At 38.9% G+C, this 25,657-nt stretch carries 20 protein-coding genes and 2 rRNA genes; 6 read left to right on the forward strand and 16 right to left on the reverse strand.

All coding sequences use genetic code 11. The features are described from left to right. Together GWJ01_RS03805 and rrf are read left to right on the forward strand one after the other, a co-directional pair. Window positions 1–1,676 (forward strand): 23S ribosomal RNA (locus tag GWJ01_RS03805); the annotation flags it as partial. A 118-nt stretch (window positions 1,677–1,794) separates the two neighbouring features. After that, window positions 1,795–1,910: ribosomal RNA gene (rrf, locus tag GWJ01_RS03810) — 5S ribosomal RNA — on the forward strand. 314 nt (window positions 1,911–2,224) lie between these two features. Here rrf and GWJ01_RS03815 read toward each other — a convergent pair. The 4 genes from GWJ01_RS03815 to acs form a co-directional block, all read right to left on the reverse strand. Then, on the reverse strand, window positions 2,225–3,808 hold the full coding sequence (locus tag GWJ01_RS03815; protein WP_109401681.1) for a phosphoethanolamine transferase: 1,584 nt from the start codon (window positions 3,806–3,808) through the stop codon (window positions 2,225–2,227). 433 nt (window positions 3,809–4,241) lie between these two features. Next, window positions 4,242–5,897 carry a cation acetate symporter gene (locus GWJ01_RS03820; protein ID WP_109401680.1) on the reverse strand — a complete coding sequence of 552 codons (1,656 nt, stop codon included), beginning with the start codon at window positions 5,895–5,897 and terminating at the stop codon, window positions 4,242–4,244. Further along, on the reverse strand, window positions 5,894–6,205 hold the full coding sequence (locus tag GWJ01_RS03825; RefSeq protein ID WP_075672606.1) for a DUF485 domain-containing protein: 312 nt from the start codon (window positions 6,203–6,205) through the stop codon (window positions 5,894–5,896). Before GWJ01_RS03825 ends, GWJ01_RS03820 begins: the two co-directional genes overlap by 4 nt. Before the next feature lie 159 nt (window positions 6,206–6,364). Continuing rightward, complete coding sequence (gene acs, locus GWJ01_RS03830) at window positions 6,365–8,323, reverse strand: acetate--CoA ligase (RefSeq protein WP_109395193.1); 1,959 nt, start codon at window positions 8,321–8,323, stop codon at window positions 6,365–6,367. Window positions 8,324–8,696: 373 nt separating this feature from the next. Between acs and sodA the strand changes: the two genes are divergently transcribed. Both sodA and yiiM read left to right on the forward strand, forming a co-directional pair. Further along, on the forward strand, window positions 8,697–9,320 hold the full coding sequence (gene sodA / locus GWJ01_RS03835) for a superoxide dismutase [Mn] (RefSeq protein ID WP_161710717.1): 624 nt from the start codon (window positions 8,697–8,699) through the stop codon (window positions 9,318–9,320). Between the two features lie 115 nt (window positions 9,321–9,435). After that, the gene (yiiM, locus tag GWJ01_RS03840; RefSeq protein ID WP_109395195.1) at window positions 9,436–10,110 is read left to right on the forward strand and encodes a 6-hydroxyaminopurine reductase; all 675 of its coding nucleotides are present in this window, start codon (window positions 9,436–9,438) and stop codon (window positions 10,108–10,110) included. A 133-nt stretch (window positions 10,111–10,243) separates the two neighbouring features. Here the strand turns inward: yiiM and trpS are convergent, their stop codons facing one another. The 11 genes from trpS to GWJ01_RS03895 all read right to left on the reverse strand — a co-directional run bounded on the left by trpS (window position 10,244) and on the right by GWJ01_RS03895 (window position 19,933). Beyond that, window positions 10,244–11,272 (reverse strand): tryptophan--tRNA ligase, encoded by a 1,029-nt coding sequence (gene trpS, locus GWJ01_RS03845; protein ID WP_075672602.1) that lies wholly within the window; start codon window positions 11,270–11,272, stop codon window positions 10,244–10,246. Between the two features lies 1 nt (window position 11,273). After that, complete coding sequence (locus GWJ01_RS03850; RefSeq protein WP_109401678.1) at window positions 11,274–11,984, reverse strand: phosphoglycolate phosphatase; 711 nt, start codon at window positions 11,982–11,984, stop codon at window positions 11,274–11,276. After that, the gene (rpe, locus tag GWJ01_RS03855) at window positions 11,984–12,655 is read right to left on the reverse strand and encodes a ribulose-phosphate 3-epimerase (protein WP_075672600.1); all 672 of its coding nucleotides are present in this window, start codon (window positions 12,653–12,655) and stop codon (window positions 11,984–11,986) included. Before rpe ends, GWJ01_RS03850 begins: the two co-directional genes overlap by 1 nt. Before the next feature lie 44 nt (window positions 12,656–12,699). Beyond that, the gene (gene dam, locus GWJ01_RS03860; protein ID WP_109395197.1) at window positions 12,700–13,515 is read right to left on the reverse strand and encodes an adenine-specific DNA-methyltransferase; all 816 of its coding nucleotides are present in this window, start codon (window positions 13,513–13,515) and stop codon (window positions 12,700–12,702) included. Between the two features lie 82 nt (window positions 13,516–13,597). Then, on the reverse strand, window positions 13,598–14,527 hold the full coding sequence (locus tag GWJ01_RS03865) for an SPOR domain-containing protein (RefSeq protein WP_109401677.1): 930 nt from the start codon (window positions 14,525–14,527) through the stop codon (window positions 13,598–13,600). 170 nt (window positions 14,528–14,697) lie between these two features. Continuing rightward, window positions 14,698–15,792 carry a 3-dehydroquinate synthase gene (gene aroB / locus GWJ01_RS03870; RefSeq protein ID WP_161710718.1) on the reverse strand — a complete coding sequence of 365 codons (1,095 nt, stop codon included), beginning with the start codon at window positions 15,790–15,792 and terminating at the stop codon, window positions 14,698–14,700. A 54-nt stretch (window positions 15,793–15,846) separates the two neighbouring features. Continuing rightward, window positions 15,847–16,368, reverse strand: coding sequence for a shikimate kinase AroK (gene aroK, locus GWJ01_RS03875; RefSeq protein ID WP_036914409.1), 522 nt, complete (start codon window positions 16,366–16,368; stop codon window positions 15,847–15,849). Window positions 16,369–16,948: 580 nt separating this feature from the next. Continuing rightward, a complete protein-coding gene (pilQ, locus tag GWJ01_RS03880) occupies window positions 16,949–18,022 on the reverse strand; it encodes a type IV pilus secretin PilQ (protein WP_109401675.1) in 1,074 nt (357 codons plus the stop codon). Then, window positions 18,019–18,549: a hypothetical protein gene (locus tag GWJ01_RS03885; RefSeq protein WP_109395201.1), complete on the reverse strand. Its 531-nt coding sequence runs from the start codon at window positions 18,547–18,549 to the stop codon at window positions 18,019–18,021. The genes pilQ and GWJ01_RS03885 overlap by 4 nt, the downstream gene beginning before the upstream one ends. Next, window positions 18,546–19,121: a fimbrial assembly protein gene (locus tag GWJ01_RS03890; protein ID WP_109401673.1), complete on the reverse strand. Its 576-nt coding sequence runs from the start codon at window positions 19,119–19,121 to the stop codon at window positions 18,546–18,548. The genes GWJ01_RS03885 and GWJ01_RS03890 overlap by 4 nt, the downstream gene beginning before the upstream one ends. Beyond that, complete coding sequence (locus tag GWJ01_RS03895) at window positions 19,109–19,933, reverse strand: hypothetical protein (RefSeq protein ID WP_109401672.1); 825 nt, start codon at window positions 19,931–19,933, stop codon at window positions 19,109–19,111. The genes GWJ01_RS03890 and GWJ01_RS03895 overlap by 13 nt, the downstream gene beginning before the upstream one ends. A gap of 115 nt (window positions 19,934–20,048) precedes the next feature. Here GWJ01_RS03895 and mrcA point away from each other — a divergent pair, with 115 nt between their 5' ends. Continuing rightward, window positions 20,049–22,583: a peptidoglycan glycosyltransferase/peptidoglycan DD-transpeptidase MrcA gene (gene mrcA / locus GWJ01_RS03900; RefSeq protein WP_161710719.1), complete on the forward strand. Its 2,535-nt coding sequence runs from the start codon at window positions 20,049–20,051 to the stop codon at window positions 22,581–22,583. Window positions 22,584–22,629: 46 nt separating this feature from the next. Here mrcA and nudE read toward each other — a convergent pair whose 3' ends face one another. After that, window positions 22,630–23,181: an ADP compounds hydrolase NudE gene (gene nudE / locus GWJ01_RS03905; protein ID WP_109401670.1), complete on the reverse strand. Its 552-nt coding sequence runs from the start codon at window positions 23,179–23,181 to the stop codon at window positions 22,630–22,632. Between the two features lie 353 nt (window positions 23,182–23,534). Between nudE and umoB the strand changes: the two genes are divergently transcribed. Next, a complete protein-coding gene (gene umoB, locus GWJ01_RS03910) occupies window positions 23,535–25,643 on the forward strand; it encodes a flagellar biogenesis regulator UmoB (protein WP_109395206.1) in 2,109 nt (702 codons plus the stop codon). Window positions 25,644–25,657: the final 14 nt, after the last annotated feature.

The following is a 25,657-nucleotide window of genomic DNA, read 5'->3' on the forward strand; positions in this document are numbered from 1 at the left end:
ATGCTGGAGGTATCAGAAGTGCGAATGCTGACATAAGTAACGATAATGCGGGTGAAAAACCCGCACGCCGGAAGACCAAGGGTTCCTGTCCAACGTTAATCGGGGCAGGGTGAGTCGACCCCTAAGGCGAGGCTGAAAAGCGTAGTCGATGGGAAACGGGTTAATATTCCCGTACTGGTGGTAACTGCGATGGGGGAACGGAGAAGGCTAGGTTGTCCGGGCGACGGTCGTCCCGGTTCAAGCATGTAGGCAGAGTGATTAGGCAAATCCGGTCACTTAATGCTGAGGTGTGATGACGAACCACTAAGGTGGTGAAGCAATTGATGCCCTGCTTCCAGGAAAAGCCTCTAAGCTTCAGGTTACCAACAATCGTACCCCAAACCGACACAGGTGGTCAGGTAGAGAATACTCAGGCGCTTGAGAGAACTCGGGTGAAGGAACTAGGCAAAATGGTGCCGTAACTTCGGGAGAAGGCACGCTGGCGGTAAGTGAAGTCCCTCGCGGACGGAGCCGAAGCCAGTCGAAGATACCAGCTGGCTGCAACTGTTTATTAAAAACACAGCACTGTGCAAACACGAAAGTGGACGTATACGGTGTGACGCCTGCCCGGTGCTGGAAGGTTAATTGATGGGGTTATCCTTAGGGAGAAGCTCTTGATCGAAGCCCCAGTAAACGGCGGCCGTAACTATAACGGTCCTAAGGTAGCGAAATTCCTTGTCGGGTAAGTTCCGACCTGCACGAATGGCGTAATGATGGCCAGGCTGTCTCCACCCGAGACTCAGTGAAATTGAACTCGCTGTGAAGATGCAGTGTACCCGCGGCAAGACGGAAAGACCCCGTGAACCTTTACTATAGCTTGACACTGAACATTGAGCCTTGATGTGTAGGATAGGTGGGAGACTATGAAGTGTGGACGCCAGTCTGCATGGAGTCAACCTTGAAATACCACCCTTTAACGTTTGATGTTCTAACCTAGGTCCATAATCTGGATCGGGGACCGTGTCTGGTGGGTAGTTTGACTGGGGCGGTCTCCTCCTAAAGAGTAACGGAGGAGCACGAAGGTTGGCTAAGCATGGTCGGACATCATGCGGTTAGTGCAAAGGCATAAGCCAGCTTGACTGTGAGAGTGACGGCTCGAGCAGGTACGAAAGTAGGTCTTAGTGATCCGGTGGTTCTGAATGGAAGGGCCATCGCTCAACGGATAAAAGGTACTCCGGGGATAACAGGCTGATACCGCCCAAGAGTTCATATCGACGGCGGTGTTTGGCACCTCGATGTCGGCTCATCACATCCTGGGGCTGAAGTAGGTCCCAAGGGTATGGCTGTTCGCCATTTAAAGTGGTACGCGAGCTGGGTTTAGAACGTCGTGAGACAGTTCGGTCCCTATCTGCCGTGGGCGTTGGAAGATTGAGAGGGGTTGCTCCTAGTACGAGAGGACCGGAGTGAACGCACCACTGGTGTTCGGGTTGTCATGCCAATGGCATTGCCCGGTAGCTAAGTGCGGAAGAGATAACCGCTGAAAGCATCTAAGCGGGAAACTTGCCTCGAGATGAGTCTTCCCTGTCACCTTGAGTGACCTAAAGGAACGTTTAAGACTAAGACGTTGATAGGCTGGGTGTGTAAGCGTAGCGATACGTTGAGCTAACCAGTACTAATGAACCGTGAGGCTTAACCTGACAACACCGAAGGTGTTTTGTCTGAGAGACAAAGAGTAGATGAAGTAAGCTTGTTTTAAGATTGAAAATTGCTGGTTATGAAGAGAAATCGAAGTAACGGGTAATTAAACAGAATTTGCTTGGCGGCCATAGCGCAGCGGACCCACCTGAATCCATGCCGAACTCAGAAGTGAAACGTTGTAGCGCCGATGGTAGTGTGGGGCCTCCCCATGTGAGAGTAGGGAACTGCCAGGCATTAAATAAGACGAAAAAGCCAACCCAATGGGTTGGCTTTTTTGCGTTTGTAGGTTTAGCTACTCCGAATAAAAAACTATTATTGTTGTTATATTCCTCAATAAAATTGCCACTTTTAACGCAATTAAACCCTATTTATGGTATTTCATTGGCGTGGTTATCCTCTTCTAACATCACTTAATTTGATACCTAGCATTCTGCTATTTTCAACTCTTGTCATCTCAGATAGATCTTATTAGAAATAAATAATGAGAATATAAATACACTTTTCATTATTAAGTGTATTTCGTATTTAGATATTTTTGACGAGAATATTATTGTGGTGTCTGCTCTTCTGAACTTAATACATCATAGTTTAAGAGATTTTTATTCCCATCAATAACCGTTATTTGTGATTTAGGCTGATAGCATTCATTTAATGGTGAATGGCACTTTTGGGGTGAATTATGTTCTATCCCAAGCCAACTACTTAACAGCCAATAGTTATTTACCGTTGAATAAGGTTTATTCACTACATCATCATTAATAATAGGTTTAATAGATGATGGGCTATACCAAATAAATAGCGGTATATCATAAGCTTCTTTTCGTGGTGTATTTACGCCATGATGATAACGAACCTCTCTATTTTTATCGAGACGCTGTAAAGCGTGATCTGCAAAGTAGAGAATAGAAGCTGGCTTGTCTTTGACTCTCTCAATAATGTCATTAATTAATTTATCTGTATAAGCGATAGAGCTGTCATAGCAGTTATCATCATCTTCTTGCGTGAATTTCTTTAAATATTGATTTGGAAACCGATTACAGGCTGGTTCATGGCTACCATATGTATGTAAGATAATTAGTTTTTTCTGTGTAGAAGGTTCATTGAGAGCCTGATCTAAATAAGGAAGTAGTTCTTCATCATAACCGATAAACTCATTCCACTTTTTATTTTGAGCCATATTAGCAATGACAGAAATAACACTGGTTTTTTGATTACCTTTACCTTGGTTACTTAGCCAATATGTTTTAAATCCGGCGTGATTCGCGAGAGAAACAATATTATCAGCATAATGATTTTTATCTTGTAACTGCTCTAATCTTATATTTGAGAGTGAAATGGGTACAGAAAGAATAGTTACTGGTGCTGGGGAATAAACTTGATTGAATAGGATAAGATTACTCTTTTCTTTCATCAAATTAGGCGTTGTATCGTACTGATAGCCATAAATTCCTAGATGATCTCTGCGAACTGATTCCCCAAGAATAAGAATATAAACTTCTGTATTATCATTACTTTTATTATATTGATACTCTACTTTCTGAGTAGCAATTTTTCTAATTTGGCGATTTTCATGGAAGGTTCGGACAAGCGCTGCAGCATTATAAAAAGGGGTATTTAAAAGAGCATATTCTGCAAGTAATTTACTTTTGTTATCGTTTCTTAATGCTAAGTTTTTATATATTGGAATAATGGCGATTAATATAACAAATACAATCACACTTTTTTTTGCTGTTTTTAGATCAGAGACTCGAGCCGTTTTATGGATGAGAAAATAGTAAATGGCAAAAGCACATAGGTAAAATAAGACATAGTACTTATTATAAGAGAGCATACCAACAGTTTCACTACCGTTAGTATTAATAAAAGTTTCAGCAATAGATGATGAAAAAGCAATATCGTGTTCACGATAAAAAAACAGAGAAATAGAAAGGTTTAAAGCCCATAATGCACTAATAATAAAGGTTATTATTTTTCCAAAAACAGAACGATAAATGCCACTACACATCAGCATAAGTAGCCAACCAATAAGAACAATATAGATTTTTTGTTCTATATACAGCGTTGAACCACCCAATATTGCTGGTGCTATAGATAAGAAAAATAAAAGTGCGTAATGAGTTAACGGAGACATAATCTATTTAAAAACTACCACCTCTTCTTATGTAGAATAAAAAGTTAACCATTTACTTTTTGACAATACAAGCCTTGTTTGGCTGAAGTGTGTCTGAAATTGTTATTATTATGGTTATTCCTCACTATTTTGGGCTTTTTGAGTTTATTAATATGTGATATAGCAAATAAATTGTGTTTATTTTTATTTGTAATTAATTGATTTTAAATTAATTTATCTTCCTATTTATAATAATGGAATAACTAATAATAAGTTATTTAAACAATCGTATAGATATGTAGTTGAAGCTTAAATTTATTCTAAATAAGTAAATGATAGAAATATAATCGAGATTCTTATGATAATTGATAAAAATGTTGAAAATGAATAACCCCAAAGTTGAAAATCACTTCGGGGTTACTTTTATTTAGAAAGATAACATTATTTTAGGTTGTTAGTGTTGTTTACCTTGTTCAATGCCTAAGCCAATTTGAGAACGAATAAATTGTACTTGGAATTTTGCTTTCTCTTGTTCACCTAAAGATGATTTATCTGTAATAGAGAAAAGCCACGAGACAACAAAAGCAATAATTATTGAGAATAATGCTGGATATTCATAAGGATAAATAGGTTTTTCATGGCCTAAAATACTTACCCAAATTGTTGGTCCTAAAATCATCAACGTGACTGCAACTAATAGACCAGACCATCCTCCCGCGACAGCACCTCGCGTTGTAAGTCCTTTCCAATACATAGATAACAATATGATTGGGAAGTTACAGCTTGCCGCAATAGAGAAAGCTAATCCCACCATAAAGGCAATATTTTGCTTTTCAAATAAAATACCTAAACCAATAGCGACGACACCTAAGATAACTACAGTAATTTTAGATACTTTTAGTTCTTGTCTTTCATCCGCATGACCATTTTTAATTACATTGGCGTAGAGATCATGTGATACGGCAGATGCACCCGCCAAAGTTAGTCCTGCTACAACGGCTAAAATAGTGGCGAAGGCAACAGCTGAGATAAAGCCTAAGAAGAAATTACCTCCAACAGCATCTGCTAAGTGAACAGCCGCCATATTGGTTCCACCTATTAAAGCACCAGCGGCATCTTTGAACACAGGATTAGGGCTAACGAGTAAGATAGCGCCGAAACCAATAATAAAAGTAAGGATATAGAAATAACCGATAAAACCTGTTGCATAGAAAACACTCTTACGGGCTTCTTTTGCATCGCTAACAGTAAAGAAGCGCATGATGATATGAGGAAGTCCCGCGGTACCAAACATAAGTGCAAGACCTAAAGATAGAGCAGATATAGGATCAGAAACCAAACCACCTGGGCTCATGATAGAGAACCCTTTTGAGTGCACACTAACTGCTTCTTTAAATAAGGTGTTGAAATTAAAATCGACGGCTTTCATAACCATAACAGCCATAAAACTAGCACCTGCAAGTAATAAAATAGCTTTAATGATTTGAACCCATGTGGTGGCTAGCATGCCACCGAATAAAACATATAGCACCATTAGAATACCGACTAGCACAACAGCAATATGGTAATTTAAGCCGAAAAGAAGTTCGATTAATTTTCCAGCACCTACCATTTGTGCAATTAGATAAAGTGCAACAACAACCAGTGATCCAACAGCTGAGAGTGTTCTAACAGGTTTTGGGCTTAAACGGTAGGAGACAACATCAGCAAAGGTATAACGCCCTAAATTACGTAAGCGCTCAGCAATGATAAAAAGAATGATAGGCCAACCAATCAGAAATCCAATTGAATAGATAAGTCCATCATAACCAGAGGTATAAACTAGTGCGGAGATCCCTAAGAAGGAGGCAGCAGACATAAAGTCACCTGCGATCGCCATACCGTTTTGAAAGCCAGTAATTTTCCCTCCAGCAGTATAGTAATCAGCACGAGAGCGGGTGCGTTTAGATGCCCAATAAGTGATGTAAAGCGTTAATCCTACGAATATTAGGAACATTATAATGGCCTGAATATTCATAGGTTGTTTCTCTCCTCCTTCTGTTATTGCGCTAGCATAAGCAACCGTTGAGGAGAGGAAAAATAAGCTTATTGCATAGAGTAACTTTCTCATTTTTCTACCTCTTCAATAATTTCAGCGGTAAGTTTGTCGAACTCTGTATTGGCTTTAATAACGTAAACGCCTGTTAATAGAAATGAGGCGATGATTAAGCCCATACCAATAGGAATACCTCGTGTAATGTAGCTTCCTTCATACAGCGGCGTACCTAACCATTGTGGATAGAACGCAATAAGTAAGATAAATGAGACATACATAACGAGCGTAATAATCGAAAGTGTCCATGAAAAACGACTACGTTTTTTAACCAGTTCTTTAAAGCGAGGGTTATTTTCTATCTCTTGATAAATATTGGCATTCATCAGAGTTCTCCTCTATATAATTGTTTGGTTTATCACTTGATTTAGAGGTTTCAATCCCCCGCATTTCATGATTTTTAGGTAAGAGAGCTCAGCAAAGGCATTTTCATGCCTTTGCTTTGTCGTATTACGTTTTTTTAAATGACAGCTATTTGTTGTGTATTAAGCAGTAAGTGATAGAGACTGTTTTTCTTCTAACAGTTTCTCTACAACACCCGGATCGGCGAGTGTTGAGGTATCCCCGAGGTTAGTTGTGTCGCCAGAGGCAATCTTGCGCAAGATACGGCGCATAATTTTCCCTGAACGTGTTTTAGGTAAGGAATCTGTCCAATGTAGGATATCAGGTGTGGCTATTGGCCCAATTTCTTTACGTACCCAGTTGCGAACTTCAGTGTAAAGTTCAGGTGTTGGTTCTTCACCGTGATTTAAAGTGACATAAGCATAAATAGCTTGCCCTTTAATATTGTGAGGAATACCAACTACTGCGGCTTCCGCAATCTTAGGATGTGCAACAAGAGCGGATTCAATCTCTGCTGTTCCTAAACGGTGACCTGAAATATTCAAGACATCATCAACTCGCCCTGTTATCCAATAGTCACCATCTTCATCGCGACGAGCACCGTCACCAGAGAAATACATACCTTTAAAGGTTGAGAAGTAAGTTTGTTCAAAACGATCATGATCACCAAAAAGTGTTCTTGCTTGACCAGGCCAAGAATCAGTAATCACTAAGTTGCCTTCACAAGCCCCTTGCTGTACTTCTCCCATATTATCGACTATTGCTGGCTGAACGCCGAAGAAAGGACGTGTTGCTGAACCTGGTTTTAGATCCATTGCACCTGGTAATGGGGTTATCATGAAACCACCGGTTTCTGTTTGCCACCATGTATCAACAATAGGACACTGGCTACGCCCCATCTTTTGATAGAACCATTCCCATGCTTCTGGGTTAATAGGTTCACCTACAGAGCCTAGAATACGCAGAGAGGTGCGTTGAGTGCCTTCAATCGCCTTATCACCTTCAGCCATTAATGCACGGATTGCGGTAGGTGCAGTATATAAAATATTGATTTGGTGCTTATCAACGACCTGAGCCATACGGTTAACTGATGGATAATTAGGAACACCTTCAAACATAACAGTAGTAGCACCATTTGAAAGAGGGCCATACAGTAAGTAGCTGTGTCCTGTTACCCAACCTACGTCAGCGGTGCACCAATAAATATCGCCTTCGTGATAATCAAAGGTGTATTTAAAGGTCATTGAAGCATAAACGAGATAGCCTCCTGTTGTGTGCAGTACACCTTTAGGTTTACCTGTTGAGCCGGAGGTATACAGAATGAAGAGTGGATCTTCTGCATCCATAACTTCAACATCACATTCTGTGCTGACATCTTGAATGATTTCATCCCACCAAACATCACGTCCTTCAATCCATTGTTCGGTATGTCCTGTTCGACGAAATACCACTACATGATTAATAGGAGGGATATCAGCGTGATTTAAAGCATCATCAACATTTTTCTTTAAAGGGATGGCGCGGCCCGCACGCAATCCTTCATCAGCAGTGATCACTAATTTAGCTTTTGAATCAATGATCCTACCAGCTACAGCTTCAGGAGAGAAACCGCCAAAAATAACAGAATGGATAGCTCCAATACGAGTACAAGCGAGCATAGCAATCGCAGCTTCTGGCACCATTGGCATATAAATCGCCACAACATCGCCTTTTTTAATACCTAAGTTTTTTAATACATTAGCGAATTGGCAAACATCTTGATGGAGTTGTTTGTAAGTGATTTTTTTCGATTCATTAGGTGAGTCACCTTCCCAAATAATGGCGACTTGATCTCCTCGTGTTTTAAGGTGGCGATCAAGACAGTTTTGACTGATATTTAGCTGACCATCTTCAAACCAGCGAATGCGTACATGGCCTGGGTCAAAAGAAGTATTCTTTACCACGGTATATGGTTTTATCCAGTCAATGATTTTCCCTTTATCTGCCCAAAAGGCCTCAGGGTTTTTGATGGATAATTCATAATCTTTTTGGTATTGCTCTTTATTGATCAGGGCATGTTCTGCAATGCTTGCAGGAATATGATGTTGGTTTATTTTTGTCATAATAGTTCTCCTCACTATTGTTAATACTATGTCAAAAAGTCGTTAACAAAAGAGGGCAAATAAAGATTGTTTCTTTTTTGCGCAGAAGATCACGAATTAATGGAAATGCTTTTCATGGAATGTTCAATTAGTGCTAAAGCGAGTAGAGCATTATTTATCTATTATTTTCTTGTTTAATAGGATTATCATTTAATAGAACGCTTTTAAATTAAAATAATATACTGTGAAAATTAATTAAACCGTGCTGGATAAAAAAAACCACAAAAATAATATGGATATGATAATGATTTTCATTAACGTTTTTTTCACTATAATGAAATGAAAAGATAAATCACATGGTGTGATCCAAGATAAAACAGCACTGGAGATTAATATGAGCTATACATTACCTGCACTGCCTTATGCTTATGATGCATTAGAGCCTCACTTTGATGAGCGTACAATGGAAATTCATCATACTAAGCACCATCAAACTTATGTTAATAATACCAATACAGCATTAGAAAAATTGCCTGAGCTTGCTGGCTTAGAAATTGATGAGTTAGTTAAAAATCTTCATAAAGTCCCTGCTGATCAACGTACTTTTCTACGTAATAATGCTGGTGGTCACTCTAACCACTCATTATTCTGGAAAGGTCTGAAGCTAGGTACTCAATTACAAGGCTCGCTAAAAGACGCGATTGAACGTGATTTTGGTAGTGTTGATGCCTTTAAAGAGTTATTTGAAAAAGCTGCGGCTAGCCGTTTCGGTTCTGGTTGGGCTTGGCTAGTATTAAAAGACGATGGCAAACTTTCGGTTGTTTCTACTGCGAACCAAGATAGCCCATTAATGGGTGAAGAGTTAGCTGGCGCATCTGGTTACCCAATTGTAGGGTTAGATGTGTGGGAGCATGCTTACTACTTAAAATATCAAAATCGTCGCCCTGATTATATTAAAGCGTTCTGGTCAGTGGTTAACTGGGATGAAGCGCAAAAGCGTTTTCAGAGCAAAGTATAATTGAGTTAATAACTTCCTTTCTCTTTTATATTTTCAATGCCGACAAATGTTGGCATTGTTTCTTTTGAACACTATCTTTACTATGAGTTATTCTTTTCTGTTTAGGTAGTGAGCTATGCGTTATTTTCCTAGTGTTTTTATCGGTAATATCACAACAACATCTAATGGATTTACTAGTGCGATCACCAAAAGGTTGGTGGATGGTCATATCAAATTAACATCACTAGGATTAGAAGGTGATGAGCAAGCAGAAAAGAGTTTTCACGGTGGTCCTGATCGTGCACTTTGTCACTATCCTAAAGAGCATTATCTTTATTGGGCTGAGCAATTCCCACAATTGACAGATTTTTTTCATGCCCCTGCATTTGGTGAAAATATCTCAACAACAGGTATGACAGAAGAGAATGTTTTTATTGGTGATATTTATCAGTGGGGAACAGCATTAATTCAAGTTACTCAACCTCGCTCTCCTTGCTACAAACTTAACACTGTGACAGAAGTCAGTAACTTTTCGCAAATTATGCAAGATAGTGGTTATTGTGGCTGGTTATATCGTGTTGTGAGTACAGGTGAAACAGGCAGTCATCATCCTCTTGTCTTGGTTTCAAGAAACAGCGATGTCTCTGTTAAAGAAGCGATTTCGATTGCTTTTCATATGCCATTCGATGAAGAGCTTTATCATCGTCTATTAAGTGTCGCAGGATTATCAGCAAGTTGGAGCAAGACTATGCAATTAAGACTGCAAAATCAAACCATTGAGAGTTTTAATCGACGGTTATTTAAAGAGTAAATAGTTAACTTGTTGATAATTAATATTATTATTAATAAAAATTAGCTTGTAGTATTAAGAACCCAATAATTCCTCTTTACTAAAAAACACCTCCCTAAAAATAGGCGAGGTGTTTTTATGTATTAATGAAAAATTACGGATGTGCAATAAATCCGATCGCGTCATAAACCTTGTCCAAGGTTGCTTGAGCGCGAGCTTTGGCTTTATCAGCACCTTCTTTCATGATTTTATTGAGCAGTGCTTCATCATTACGGAAAGTGTTAAAACGTTCTTGAATGTTGGTTAGCATTTCAGATACTGCATCAGCGACAGCACCTTTTAGATGACCGTACATTTGGCCTTCAAATTCAGCTTCTAATTCAGGGATCGTTTTACCTGTAACACCCGCTAAAATATCGAGTAAGTTAGAGACACCTGCTTTGTTTTCAAGATCGTAAATAACACGAGGTGGCTCTTCTGAGTCTGTCATTGCACGTTTGATCTTTTTAGCCGCTGCTTTTGGATCTTCTAGCAATGCGATAACGTTATTACGGTTATCATCAGATTTAGACATTTTTTTAGTCGGATCTTGTAATGCCATTACACGAGCACCGCCTTTTGGAATAAAAGGATCTGGTACGGTGAAGATATCGCCATAAATAGCGTTAAAGCGCTGAGCAATATCACGGCTTAATTCAAGATGTTGTTTTTGGTCGATACCAACAGGCACTTGGTTTGTTTGATAAATCAGAATATCCGCTGCCATTAATACAGGATAATCGAATAACCCTGCGTTAATATTTTCAGAGTGACGTGCTGATTTATCTTTAAATTGAGTCATTCGGCTCAATTCACCAAAATAGGTATAGCAGTTAAGTGCCCAGCTTAATTGTGCATGTTGTGGAACATGTGACTGAACAAAAATAGTGCTTTTTTCTGGATCAATACCACAAGCAAGATACAGAGCCAGTGTATCTAAGGTTCTTTTTCTTAACTCTTTAGGATCTTGGCGCACTGTAATAGCGTGTTGGTCAACGATACAGTAAATGCAATCATAGTCATCTTGCATTTGTACCCATTGACGTAGTGCACCCATATAGTTTCCGATAGTTAATTCACCAGAAGGTTGTGCACCACTGAATACAATTGGCTTTTGTGCCGTTTTTTCTACTGAAGTCGTCATTTTAATTCTGTTCCACAGTTGTCATTGGCGTGATATCGAGGATAGAGAGCAAGTCAGCAAAATTATCGAGAGTAAAATCAGGTTTGCTGTCTGCAATAGGTACGCCGTAGTTATAGCCGTAGGTTAAACCTACGCAAGGGCATTCAGCCGCTTGTGCTGCAATAATATCGTTGCGAGAATCCCCAACAAAAAGGAGTTCTTCCTTTTTAACACCAAACGTGCCCATTGTTAAATATAATGGTGCTGGATGCGGTTTTTTTTCTTTCACATCATCGCCACCTAACACTAAGGAAAAATATTTTTCAATTTCCAGTTGTTGTAGTAATGGTGCAATAAATGGTGTTGGTTTGTTTGTCACGATACCCAGAGGAATATTGTGTGAAGCTAATACTTCAAGGGTTTCTTTAACGTGAGGGAATAAATCACTACCCGTTTTGACTGAGGTTGCATAATGTTCATCAAAAAGATCACGCATCTCTTTTAATAAGGTATCAGTCACATCTTCAACACCCGCATTGTGCAAAGCGCGTGTCAGTAGCATATCCACGCCATTCCCAACCCAAATAGTAACATTATGTTTGCCAGCAGGCGGGAAGCCTTTTGCTTTTAATGCATAGTCTGTTGCTTCTGTAAGACCAACAGCGCTGTCGGTGAGAGTGCCATCAAGATCAAAGGCGATAGCACGGATACCTTTGAGTTTTTTATCTGTCATTACGATACCTTTTCTAATTCACGGCGCATATTGTCGATAACATGCTTATAGTCTGGCTGATTGAAAATAGCAGAGCCTGCAACAAACATATCAGCGCCAGCTTGCGCTATTTCAGCAATATTATCGACTTTGACACCGCCATCAATTTCTAAACGAATGTCATAACCACCATCATCAATCATCTTACGAACTTGGCGTAATTTATCGAGGGTATTAGGAATAAATGATTGCCCACCAAAGCCTGGGTTAACAGACATCAGCAGAATAAGATCCAATTTATCCATAACATAGTCGAGATAGTTTAATGGGGTTGCTGGATTAAGCACTAAGCCTGCTTTACAACCACAATCTTTGATTAATTGAATAGTACGATCGACGTGGTCACTGGCTTCAGCGTGAAATGAGATATAAGTTGCGCCCGCTTTTGCAAAATCGGGGATGATACGGTCAACGGGTTTAACCATTAGATGAACATCAATAGGTGCTGTAATACCGTAGTTACGCAGAGCCTTACAAATTGGCGCACCAAATGTCAGATTAGGAACATAGTGGTTATCCATAACATCGAAGTGGACAACATCTGCACCTGCTGCGAGCACTTTTTCAGTATCTTCACCAAGGCGAGCAAAATCAGCGGATAAAATAGAAGGGGCAATCAGAAAATCTTTCATCGCATTCTCCAGACAACACTCCCATTGTCGGGAGGTGTTAACGATTATTTATATAAGGCAAGTAATTCGTTCACTTTGCTACGACCGAGTGTGTTGCTACTGATTGTTCTTCTGACTTTCACACTGTGTAGCTCTTTTGCGTCTACATACCACTCTTTTGTTAACGCAGTCTCATGATTTGATATTAACACGGGTATCTGTCTCTCGTAAGCCAGCATTGAGGCAAGTTGAGCCAGATGTTCCTGCTCTTGAAAACTAAAGCTATTTGTATGGTATGACGTAAAATTTGCAGTCTGTGATAATGGTGCATAAGGTGGATCGCAATAAACGACAGCGCCTTTTTCTGCATTTGTCATAGTTGATGAATAGCTTTGGCAAACAAATTCGGCTTTTTGGGCTTTTTCAGAAAACCAGATTAGCTCTGCTTCAGGAAAATAAGGTTTTTTATAACGACCAAAAGGGACGTTGTATTCGCCTTTTGAATTATAACGACACAGCCCATTGTAGCAATGACGGTTAAGATAGAGAAATAACACACTACGCTGATAAGCGTCCGTTGAACGATTAAATTCTTGTCGTAGTTGATAAAACTCTTCTGCGATATTCATTTGAGGGGTAAATAATAAGCGGGCATCCTTCATAAATTTTTCAGGATGTTGCTTTACCGTATTATAGAGATGAATTAGATCACTATTTATATCGGCAAGAATATATGAATCGTATTCTGTATTCAAAAAAACAGAACCGGCACCCATAAAAGGTTCAATTAAACAATTACCCTCAGGCAGATGACGTTTAATGTCATCTACCAAAGGATATTTACCACCAGCCCATTTTAGGAATGCGCGTTTTTTTTTCATGCCGTCCAAATTTCTCAATCGTTTCAGAGTCGCCGATTGTACTCTGTTTCAGACAGCATATCAGCGGTGAACTTCGTCTTAATTATTTTTTTAGATCCTGATGAACATGTTTCATCGGTCTAACCCAAGGTTGTTTCGCTTGTACCGGTGCAGGTAATGAAGAAACTGCCTGTTTAGCTTCGCTTATATTACGATAGTTACCATAGATGAGTACATACCAAGGGTTGCCATTACGCTGAGTTTTATAGATAGCGTAGTTTCCATTGAGGTTCTTTTTAGCGAAAGCCTCTAAGGTATCTTGGCGACTTGCACCACTTAATTGTAACGTATAGTTAGTGGCAGGGATCGCATTTAAATTACCTGCTGATAATGAACCTGAAACAACAGGTTTAGTCGTTGTAGGTTTAGGTTGCGTTGTTGCTGGTGGTGTCACTGGTTTTGCCGGTGGTGTTTTTACTTCAGCCGGTTTTTGTACAGGTTTGGTGACAGGAGGTTGTGTAACAGGCTGTACCGGTTTGGGTTGTTGAGCATTTAACTGCTGACTAGTTGCTTGATTAATACCCGCTTGTTGTTGATTTAATGAATCAACAATATCTCCAGGGATCTCTACTCGTTGACCTTGCGAATCAATCATTGGAGGTAAATTTTGTGAAGGTGGTGTCGCAGGTTGTATATCTTGCCCAGAAATAGATTGAGGTGTTGATGGTTGACCATTTTCTGAAGGCGTAACGGATGACGGTTGCTGAGACAGATCGATATTTCTTTCTGTATTGGCCGGAGAGGTAGGCTCAGTTGTTTCTGGTGATTTTAATGCTGAACTTATTGCGATAATTAGCAGAATAAGGACTAAAACACCTACACCAATCATCATCTGTTGACGGGATACAGAGAATCGTGCGTTTTTTAATGGATTGCTACGAGGTCGGTTGGTTCGACGTTCAGGTCTATCCGATGTATCAGGTTTGAGTGAATTATCACCCTTGGTTTCATTGTCAGGTTTGAACTCGTCCATTATGCCCTCCGTCAGAGCGTCAAAAAGCGAAAAATATTCTATTCAGCCTTAGCCATTACCTCATAGTATAAGGATGAAACGCTTTTTCTGAAACGTTGCATTTGACAATATTAACCAGAATTTTCCTTAAATGAATATTCCGGTTTATTTCTTGTCAGGTAATGGGGAGCTTAATTTGCATTAATGCAAGATGTTATCGCTTTGTGGACTTGTTCGCGAGTAATATCGGCACGCAATTCAGATTGGCCAATACCTTTTGGTAAAACAAGGTGTAATTTGCCGCCAGATACCTTTTTATCTCTCATCATATGAGGTAAATAGTCATCAGGTGTCATTTCAATAGGGCCATTGACGGGGAGATTGGCTTTCTCAAGCAATTGAATAACACGTTGAGTCTCTTCTTCCGTGAATTGACCAAGCGCTTGAGATGTTCTTGCCGCCATTACCATACCTGCGGCAACGGCTTCACCATGCAACCAAACACCATATCCCATATGAGCTTCAATGGCGTGTCCATAAGTATGGCCAAGGTTGAGTAGTGCGCGTAAACCACTTGTTTCTTTTTCATCAGCAGCAACGACATCAGCTTTTAATTCACAGCAACGACGGATACAAAATGCCATGGCTTTAGGATCAAGAGCTAAGAGTTTATCAATATTATTTTCAAGCCAGATAAAAAAGTCTTTATCTAAAATGATGCCATATTTAATAACTTCAGCTAAACCCGATGAAAGTTCACGAGGCGGTAATGTGGCAAGACAATCGAGATCGATAACAACAGAAGCGGGCTGATAAAACGCACCAATCATGTTTTTGCCAAGAGGGTGATTAACTGCAGTTTTTCCACCAACAGAAGAGTCGACTTGTGACAAGAGTGTGGTTGGTACTTGGATAAAGCGAACACCGCGTTGATAGCTTGCTGCGGCAAAACCCGTTAGATCCCCAATAACACCACCGCCTAATGCGATAAGTGTTGTATCTCGATTGTGATTTTTTTCTAATAATGCAGTAAAGACATCATTCATGATCTCAAGCGATTTATATTGTTCACCGTCAGGTAAAGTCACGCTATCAACCAAAACACCCTGTTTTTTTAAGGTGTCTGTTACCTTTTCTAAATAGAGTGGAGCAAGCGTCACGTTTGTGACTATCATAACTTGCTGCCCTGATTTTAAAGGTAAAAAGGTATCTTTTTGATGAAAAAGGCCAGAAGCAATGGTAATGGGATAGCTTCTTTCACCTAATGTGACAGTGATTTTTTCCATAACAGTGGCCTTCTTCTTATTGTCTTTACTTAACCTTATAAATAGCTGAATTTATTAGTTTTGTTCTAATAATTCAATTATTTGATTGGCTACAATTTTTGCACTCTGATCATCAGTATGAATAGTGATGTCAGCAATCTCTTCATAAAGAGGATTACGTTCTTCAGCTAATGTCTCTAGGACATCGCGCACAGGTTCAACACCTTGCAATAAAGGACGTTTTTTATCACGTTGGGTACGAGCGAGTTGTTTTTCAATATTGGTTTCTAAATAAACAACCACACCACGTGCAGATAGTCTGTTACGGGTTTCTCGCGATTTCACCGAACCACCACCTGTTGCAAGTACAATGCCTTGTTTTTCAGTAAGTTCGTTGATTATTTTCTCTTCTCGTTGACGGAAGCCTTCTTCGCCTTCAACATCAAATACCCAACCTACATCCGCACCTGTACGCCGCTCAATTTCCTGATCGGAATCATAAAACTCCATACTAAGTTGTTGAGCTAACTGACGACCAATAGTGCTTTTGCCGGCACCCATAGGCCCAACCAGAAAGATATTACGTTTCTCTGCCATGTTTTTGGTATTACTAAGATATTCGTTAATGATAACCCGCCCCGCCAAATTCATTCAGCGACGGGACCTAAACTGAAATTTATGAGTGTTTATCTAATGCACACCTGATAACATTTGTTATCTACTCTCACAATAAGACTGAGTTCTTTCAGTAGATCGCTATAAAATAACCACATGCTGTCATAAGCGACAACATAGGATAAAAATCCCTTTGCCCACAGTACATAACAAAAACTACTAAAAAAAGTAATTATCTTTGTTGGCAACGCAGAGATTCTAACACAATTTAGTCGGAAAACCGCATCTGATAATATTGTCTTTTTCGTCATCAATCGATCAATATTACATATAAAAAACCCTACCTCCAAGAATAGAGGAAGTGCATAAAATGTATCCGTATTTTTATTGTGATGTTTCAGGCCCACTCAAATTAGCTAACCCTTGTAAGCTAAATCGTCCTCATCGTCAAATCTATAAATACTGATTATAAGAAAAAACAATGAATAACTCTCAGTTTAATCCTAGTAAAAAACATATAGTGCCTTGTATTTTATGATAAAAGTATTTATTGCATAAAAAATTAGATTAATTTGGGTGTAATAAAAATAACCAATTCATGGCGACTGTGTTGATCTCTTTTATGACTAAAAAATGCCCCTAAGAATGGAATAGAGGATAAGAAAGGGATCTTTGCCGTGTGTTCTTGCTGTTTTTGTTGAAATATTCCACCTAACATAATGGTTTCTCCATCACGAATAGTTACTTCTGTGCTGATCTCTTGTTTATCGATAGATAGATGTTCACTTCCACCTTGAACAAGTGCAATACCCGGTGTGTTTTGACTAATTTTAAGTATTAATCTTATCTTTTTATTTCTTTGGATCATGGGGGTTACTTCCATACCCAAGACAGCCTCTTTAAATTGAACTCGTGTCATTTCATTATCTCGACTGACATAGGGGATCTCCGTTCCTTGTTTGATGGATGCTGTTTTTTCATGAACGGTCGTTAGCCGTGGACTTGCAATAATAGATAACTGTTTTTCTTGCTCTAACGCGCTTAATTCAAGTTCTAATAGACGCCCATTAATTCTGGCAATATTAAATGCAATATAATGAAGGGGGTTTTTGGTGTTTTGATGGAGTGATAATGCAGAAAGTGAAGGGGTTGTTGGAATAGCATTAGGTATTGTAGATGTGGCTTCGGTTTGTGTTTTTAATGCTTGTAATCCCCATTGAGTACCTAATTCATTTAAAGCATCCTGACTGCTACTCACAATATGTGCGGTGATATGAACTTGTTGTTGCGGAGTATCCCGTAATTTTAACCAATCCTCAATTTTAGACAGTGTCTTACTATTATCAACTATAGAAAGACTATTTGATTCACTATCTACAATAACACGTCCCTGCTGACTAAGTAATGGAATGGTATGATTACTTAGTTGTTCACCTAATTTCTCAGCATCAGCATAATTTAAAGAATAAAGTTGGTGATGTAATTCTTCAGGTTGTTCTGTGATTGATGTTCGCTCTTCAATAAAGGTGGATGATATTTTTTCATCATCAATATTCTCAGGAAAGAAGGGATCTCTGGTGTGAGCCCAAATGGCGGTTGTCATACATAAGATGATAATTAAAATTCCTATCTTCATGATATATCACCCTGTATTGCGCTAGGATAACTTAGCTCTGTAAGGCTCATTTTTACTGAAATTAAATGGGTTTCTATTGGAATAATATTCAGAGAAATAAGCGCTAAACTCGTTTGATTAAGGTATTCCAATAGCGCTAAAAATTGTGAGTAAGACAAAGTAAAAGTAAGTTTATATAAAGAGTTAGGCATAACTTCCCAAGTCTCCGGTATAAAGTGATAAGCCATCAGTAAGCGTTGTAATTGCTCACTAACTGGTGAGTTATTTAATGGGATGTCATAATCTATTTGCTGTGTGATCAGTGAATTAATAGAAGGCATTGTCTCTAACGTACTTTGATGGTGATTAATGCGCTTTAGCCTTTGTGCAATTTCTATATGTTGTTGGGTTATCTCTTGTTGGTAGTCTGTGTAGATAAAGAGGTAATAAAATAGAAAGGTAATAAAAGGTATAATTAAGCTCAATAAAGTGAGTTTCCACTTAGGTAAAAATGCAATAAATAACAACCATTGTGCATTTATTTTCATTGGATTCCCTCATCTTCTTCATTTTCGTACCCTCGATCTTGCTCTTCTGATTTTCCGTTTAAGTGTACTTCTGTATAAGACGGATCAGCTTTGCTTTGTTTTAAATAACTCAATGTTAAAGAGGATAAAATAGGGTGAGTTTTAAGGTTGGTAATAAAGGAGAGTGATTGTGTATTGGGGAGAGTGAGATACAGAGAGCGTTGATTATCTGCTTCATCATAGTGGTTAATCCAACCTGTTGAAGGAAGATGCGTTTCGATAGCTCGAAAGAAGCGAATGTAATGTAAATAGCGCAGCCAGTTTTGATAATAGAGTGAATAGTTTTGATAGTGTAAAAGTGTCTGCTTTCTTTGTTCTTGATATATATCGAGCTGTTTTAGTAATAAATCTTCTTGTTGTTGTGTTTGACGTTGTTGTGTCGTTATGAGTGTTCGTTTTTGTGTCAGATGGTAAGTGTAATAGCTACAAATAACGAAAGTGATTGTGACCAATGATAGCGTTTGAGAAAGCCATAACATTGCTTTCTGTCTAAATAACCGGTGGCGCCAAGGTAGGTAATTTACTTGGTACATAACACCTCTTCAGGGCGTAATGCCAAACCCAAAGCAATAAGTGGAATGAGATCTTTATTTGACGTTATTTTAAATAAGTCGTGGGAATGACAGGGCCAAATAGGCATTAACTGGCTAAAATACTCCTCATTATCACCCGTTAAGTAACAGTGCTCTAATGACCAATGATATTTTTCTATTAACTGGTCAATACATGCTTGTTGTTCTTGTTGGTTTTCATAGGCGAGAGAGCCGTAATGGGGCATGTTTTCATCAGATGATACCCAAAGTAGCATTTTGTTTTTACAGTATAAAAGTGGATCTTGAGGTGAGATATCAAGGTAAGTTGCTAAGTAGCGTAGTGCACATGCAGGGGTATCAATCGCAGTTATTGTTAAGTTTATTCGAGAAAATAAGTCAATATACTTATCTAAAATTGGTTTATGACATAGATGAATAGCGAGTTTCCCTTTATTTTGCCGATAATCAAAATTAACAGGGATTTTCGTGTTTTGTGTGTAAGATGTGGCTCGTAGTTGCGCTAACCGATAACATGCTGCTGATGTAAGGGAAATAGCATGAGGTAGTGGGATAATTTGATAATTTTCATAAATATCCGGTAGAGAAAGCGTAACATTATTAACAGAGGGTAATTTTTTACGCCAATCTATTAGGATTTTTCTTAATTTTATATCATTCAAATCGTCATTAAGAGGTAAAGGGAATTGCCAAAATGCACTGATCTTCCATTGATTATTCTGCTGAAATACCAAAACTGCATTGATATGATGAGTGTTAATTTCAATACCAATCTGGTAATTGTGTGTTTCCATAAATGATATCCATATCTATTGATGAGTAATTGCCTATTTTCAAAGTGGCGTTACCTTTATACTACGCACTGTTTGTTTATAAACCGCCCAATTCACACTACATGGGAAATTTAAGGTGAAGTTCTTAAAATATTTTTTCATCTTCGTTTTTGCTTGCATAATTTTGGGAGGAGCCTCGATATACGGTATGTATAAGTATGTTGAGCCTCAGTTACCCGATGTCGCGACATTAAAAGATGTTCGTTTACAAACCCCTATGCAGGTATTTAGTGCAGACGGAGAGTTGATCGCGCAATACGGAGAAAAACGTCGTTTACCGTTAACATTGGAGGAGATGCCTCCTCAACTTATCAATGCCTTTATTGCAACAGAAGATACACGTTTTCGTGAACACCACGGTATTGACCCTATTGGGATCACTCGTGCTGTTGTCGTGGCATTAACATCAGGACAAGCCTCTCAAGGCGCAAGTACCATCACGCAACAATTAGCTCGAAATTTCTTTTTGACACCTGAAAAGAAATTAATGCGAAAAATTAAAGAAGCCTTTTTGGCGATCCGCATTGAGAAAGAGCTTACTAAAGATGAAATTTTAGCGTTGTATCTAAATAAAATTTATCTAGGTAACCGTGCTTACGGTGTGGGTGCTGCAGCTTATGTTTACTTTGGTAAAAGTGTTCATGAGCTTAGTCTAAATGAAATGGCAGTGATTGCTGGTTTACCAAAAGCGCCATCGACACTTAACCCGCTCTATTCTTATGATCGTGCCTTAAAACGTCGTAATATTGTTTTACAGCGTATGTATGAAGAGAACTATATCACTCGTGCACAGTATGAAAGTGCAAGAGCAGAGCCGATAGTTGCTAAATACCATGCACCGCAAATTGATTTCTCTGCACCTTATCTAACAGAAATGGTGAGAATGGAGATGTATGAGCGCTATGGTGAAAATGCTTATACAGATGGCTATAAAATCTACACTACGGTTGTTCGTAAAGATCAACTAGCAGCAGAAAAAGCGTTGCGTGACAATGTTATCGACTACGATATGCGTCATGGTTACCGAGGTGCTCAAGAAGTTTTATGGAGTGAAGGGCAAACGCCATGGGATAACGAAGCTATCAACAAGAAATTAAAAGGGATCCAAACGTATGGCTCTTTAATTCCGGCTGTTGTGTTATCCGCGGATGCTAAAGAAGCTAAAGTTATCTTAAAAACGGGTGACAACATTACGCTAGATTTAAAAGCGGTTCGTTGGGCTCGTAAATTTATTTCTGATACCGCTCAAGGTGCAACACCGACAAAAGTTGATGCCGTTGTCCATGTTGGTGAGCAAATTTGGGTACGTCAAAATAACGAAAACAATTGGGTATTAGCGCAGCTTCCGGGTGTTAATGCTGCATTTGTTGCATTAGATCCAATCAATGGTGGGATTATTGCGCTTGTTGGCGGTTTTGATTTTGAGATCAGTAAATTTAACCGTGTTTCTCAATCTTTACGCCAAGTCGGTTCAAACATTAAACCTTTCTTATATGCTGCGGCGTTAGATAAAGGGTTGACGTTATCAACACTGCTTAATGATTTACCTATTAGCCGTTGGGATGCTGGGGCAGGAACAGATTGGCGCCCTAAAAATTCACCGCCAACTTACGCAGGCCCTATTCGTTTACGTCAAGGTTTAGGTCAGTCTAAAAACGTAGTGATGGTACGCGCAATGCGTGCAATGGGGGTGGATTATGCTGCTGATTATCTATTGCGTTTTGGTTTTCCTAATCAAAATATTGATAGAACAGAATCTTTAGCATTAGGATCACCATCATTTACACCAATGCAAATGGTACGAGGGTTTGCTGTTATGGCAAATGGCGGATATCTCATTGAACCTTACTATATCCAACGTATTGAAAATGCTGATGGTGAAGAACTGTTTACTGCAAAACCAAAAGTAGCTTGCCCAGATTGTACTGATATCCCTGTTATTTACGGCGATACTATGCGTTCTATTGCATTATCTGATGACTATATGGAAAACGTTGCTCAATCTCATCAGTCTCAGTCTGTCAATGTAGCTCCTGACATTGAATTAGAACAAGCACCACTGGCTGAGACTGTAAAAGAAAGCCCTTATGCACCACATGTTATCAGTACACCTCTTGCTTATTTAATGCATGATGCATTGAGAACAAACCTTGTGGGTGAGCCGGGATGGTCTGGTACAGGTTGGCGTGCTGTTCGTGATCTTAAACGCCAAGATATTGGTGGTAAGACAGGAACAACAAACAGCTCTAAAGATGCGTGGTTCTCTGGATATGGTGCCAATATTGTTGCCACAGCTTGGATTGGCTTTGATGACAGTAGCCGCAATTTAGGTCGAACCGCTGCTAGTGGCGGTGAAGCGGGTGCTAAAACAGCGCAACCTATTTGGAACGACTTTATGAAAGTGGCTCTGGATGGAGTACCCGTTAATATGATGCCTGTACCAAAAGGTGTCGTGGCTGTTCAAATTGATAGAAGAACAGGAAAACTGGCAGGTGATGGCGCTTCAATGAAAGAATATTTTATTGATGGCACTCAACCGACAGAAAGAGCAAAAAATGAAGTGGGAACAAAGATTTTTGAGGATAATGGTGAATCTAACGAGCTATTCTAATTAATCGAAAATAAAAACCGGATGTCAAAGTCCGGTTTTTTATTATCTACTTATTTTGTAATAGATAGCGATGTGCTAAGAAGAGAGCACTGACGCTACGAGCCTCAGTGAAGTCTGGATGATCGAGTAAGTCCATCATTTTTGCGATAGGCCAACGTATTTGGAACAATGGTTCAGGTTCATCACCTTCAAGTTGCTCTGGATAAAGGTTATGTGCAATAACAATGTTCATTTTGCTAGAAAAGTAAGATGGCGCCATAGAAAGCTTTGCAAGCTCTATTAATGAGTGAGCACCATAGCCAATTTCTTCTTTTAGTTCGCGGTTCGCGGCTTGTAGGGCATTTTCACCAGGATCAATAGCGCCTTTGGGAAAACCAAAATCATAATTTTCGATACCTACGGCGTATTCGCGAATAAGAATAAGATTGTCATCAATAATAGGAACAATCATAACGGCTTCACGATTAGCAGGTTTCATTCGCTCATAAGTACGCTTTTCTCCGTTACTAAACTCCAGATTAACTGATTGGATCTGAAATAATCGAGAACGGGCGATGTTATCAACGTTTAATATATTGGGTTTTTTTAGTTTTTTCATAACAGCCCCTGGCAGAATAGAGATTAACCTGAATTTAACACACTAATGACAAAATAAATCTAACAATTAGATTTAGCTTTTAAAGAAAAATTGAGTACACTCCGCTATCAAACCTAGTTATTTATTGATTTTTTGAGAATATTATTATTTATTGATTCGCTATTTTACCCGAAGATAGCATTGTTAGCGGATATAAACTTGATAAGAGATATAAATTATAACGCGGCAACAAGAATATAATCTATTGTATTTAAATAAAAAATAGAACAAAAGAATAGGAATTGCCTTATGTTAGGCAGGGTTTTAAATTTGTTATTGTTACTACGCAGCATCAGTATAAGTATGGGGAAAAAATGAGATTATCAGTCATTATATTGGCTATCTTGATGATAAGCCTATTTATAATGGCCGCCTTTCTATTCTTTAAAAGAAGGCGGCTTGATGGCTCACATCATCTCCCATCTCTCGCTAAACCTACTTATCGCAAGCTCACTTCTGATGACTATGGGCTTATTAGTGATTATTTATCTTATTTTGGTACATCTGACTTCTCTTCTGGCTATTCATTACAAAACTTCCCCGAGATGCCAATTAAAGGCGAAGTCGTTACTACATTAAGAAATATCGTTAATCGCTTTGCGGGCTCTAGTGAAGGATTAAATCATTGGCGCTACTATATTGATGCTGTAGAAATTCATATCCCCCCGCTGCTTGTTCCTTATCTTCAGCAAGAAAACGTTCTTGATGTTGTCTGCACCCCTTCGATCCCCATCGTGGTTGGCGTGAATGGCCATTTTTTAAAAGATGAAAAAATTCATTTTTCTGCTTTAAGTTTAAAGCAGCTTTCTGAGCCTATATTGGCAAATGGTTCATCAACAATTCAAAAGAATGAAGGTGATGCGGCTCACTTATTACAAATCCGAGAAGAAACAAACGAAGAATATCGATTACATAACTCATCTGGTTTTTGGGATGGTTCTTTTATTTGTATAGGGCTTACTTTGTGCCTAACAGCCTTAATGATGCCTCAAGTTTTTCTTCCTTGGATTTTAGCGACCGGTAGTGCTTTTCTTGCTGTTGGTGTTTTTCTGATCCACAACCCTTTGATCAAACCTCGTAAACAAGAAATTCACTGCTTTAAAGGTCGTTTAAAGCGCTGGGGGCTTTTTGGCAACTTTGATCATGGTCAGGTAAAGAATGTTTCTTTAGGGGGGATTGATCTCGTCTACCCGCCTCATTGGGAGCCTTATATTCAAAGCGATATTGATAAGGTGACTTATTTAGAAATGTATCCAAGTCATCATGTTGTAAAGCAAGGAAATTACCTTTCATTGCATGATGAAGAGAAAAATTATCCATATAAACGCTATATTAAAAATATTATCTTCGTTTTTTGGAGCCTGTTTATTATTTGCATGTTGTATCTCTATCAGCCTCTTTCTCTTTCAATGAAACTCAGTTTTTCATGGCTTAAAGATACAGAACCTCATTTAGTCACTAATTTTACTGAGTTGGAAACAACTGATTTGCATGTAGGAGACATTATTCAAGCGAAAGGCGTTGGGATGTGCTACATGCCACCTAATTTATCAAGTAAGAATAATAAAACGATTTTTGCACCTTTTGATTGTTCTGGAATTTATTGGAATAACAGTAATCCCATGCCAATGCCTGAGTCGAGCACGATAGAAAAAGCTGCCGCGTTATTGCATATGGTTGAAGAACAATTACATCCCGTTTCTAATAACCGAGTTAACCCGAGTTTAGGCCAAGCGATTACTAAATCTGGGATGAATCTGTTAGATAATTTTGATGGCATTGTGTTGAAAACACAGGATTTATGCCCAAGAGAAAATGAGTGTATTCGCCTTAAAATGGCGTTAGTTAACCTAAGTAATGTCAATGATTGGGCTGCATTAGTTCAACGAGCTGAAAGTGGTAAATTAACCGGAACCAATGTTTTATTGCGTGCTGTGAGTGCTGAGGCCTTGGAAAAGCTTATCGACACCACCACATCTTCTTTTATCTACCGAGAAATAGATAAAGCCGCAATACTGTTAAACAGTCCTCCACCGGGTGGTGTGCTGTTAATCAGTGATGAAAGAAAACAGCTTGTTGATTACGCTTCAAGTTCAAACTCTGTGTTTGAACCTACTCCGTTAGAACAGTGGCGAGAACTACAACGTTTATCCGATATTTTATTACATACACCTTTTGATACAGGTGGCGTAATAACCGGCATGGTTGTTGATGCGAATGGTACGTTACAGATATTTTTACATAGCCTGCCCGATTCGATGACGATGTTATATTACATCGGGAATACGTTATTATTGTTTATCGCTATTGGGTTCTTAATATTGAACCTATTTCTTATCATCCGGCGTCGGCGACAAAATAACCAACGCATGAATAAAATCAGTCTCTACTATGAGCACTGTTTTTATCGCCCTCCTCAGTAAGTCCCTTGTTGTGG

The organism is Proteus sp. G2618 (assembly GCF_009915995.1).
GTDB lineage: Bacteria > Pseudomonadota > Gammaproteobacteria > Enterobacterales > Enterobacteriaceae > Proteus > Proteus terrae.

Coding starts and splice junctions, on each gene's coding strand:
- GWJ01_RS03815 (WP_109401681.1), bottom strand. CDS start 3,808: ATGTCTCCGTTAACTCATTACGCACTTTTATTTTTCTTATCTATAGCA.
- GWJ01_RS03820 (WP_109401680.1), bottom strand. CDS start 5,897: ATGAGAAAGTTACTCTATGCAATAAGCTTATTTTTCCTCTCCTCAACG.
- GWJ01_RS03825 (WP_075672606.1), bottom strand. CDS start 6,205: ATGAATGCCAATATTTATCAAGAGATAGAAAATAACCCTCGCTTTAAA.
- acs (WP_109395193.1), bottom strand. CDS start 8,323: ATGACAAAAATAAACCAACATCATATTCCTGCAAGCATTGCAGAACAT.
- sodA (WP_161710717.1), top strand. CDS start 8,697: ATGAGCTATACATTACCTGCACTGCCTTATGCTTATGATGCATTAGAG.
- yiiM (WP_109395195.1), top strand. CDS start 9,436: ATGCGTTATTTTCCTAGTGTTTTTATCGGTAATATCACAACAACATCT.
- trpS (WP_075672602.1), bottom strand. CDS start 11,272: ATGACGACTTCAGTAGAAAAAACGGCACAAAAGCCAATTGTATTCAGT.
- GWJ01_RS03850 (WP_109401678.1), bottom strand. CDS start 11,984: ATGACAGATAAAAAACTCAAAGGTATCCGTGCTATCGCCTTTGATCTT.
- rpe (WP_075672600.1), bottom strand. CDS start 12,655: ATGAAAGATTTTCTGATTGCCCCTTCTATTTTATCCGCTGATTTTGCT.
- dam (WP_109395197.1), bottom strand. CDS start 13,515: ATGAAAAAAAAACGCGCATTCCTAAAATGGGCTGGTGGTAAATATCCT.
- GWJ01_RS03865 (WP_109401677.1), bottom strand. CDS start 14,527: ATGGACGAGTTCAAACCTGACAATGAAACCAAGGGTGATAATTCACTC.
- aroB (WP_161710718.1), bottom strand. CDS start 15,792: ATGGAAAAAATCACTGTCACATTAGGTGAAAGAAGCTATCCCATTACC.
- aroK (WP_036914409.1), bottom strand. CDS start 16,368: ATGGCAGAGAAACGTAATATCTTTCTGGTTGGGCCTATGGGTGCCGGC.
- pilQ (WP_109401675.1), bottom strand. CDS start 18,022: ATGAAGATAGGAATTTTAATTATCATCTTATGTATGACAACCGCCATT.
- GWJ01_RS03885 (WP_109395201.1), bottom strand. CDS start 18,549: ATGAAAATAAATGCACAATGGTTGTTATTTATTGCATTTTTACCTAAG.
- GWJ01_RS03890 (WP_109401673.1), bottom strand. CDS start 19,121: ATGTACCAAGTAAATTACCTACCTTGGCGCCACCGGTTATTTAGACAG.
- GWJ01_RS03895 (WP_109401672.1), bottom strand. CDS start 19,933: ATGGAAACACACAATTACCAGATTGGTATTGAAATTAACACTCATCAT.
- nudE (WP_109401670.1), bottom strand. CDS start 23,181: ATGAAAAAACTAAAAAAACCCAATATATTAAACGTTGATAACATCGCC.
- umoB (WP_109395206.1), top strand. CDS start 23,535: ATGAGATTATCAGTCATTATATTGGCTATCTTGATGATAAGCCTATTT.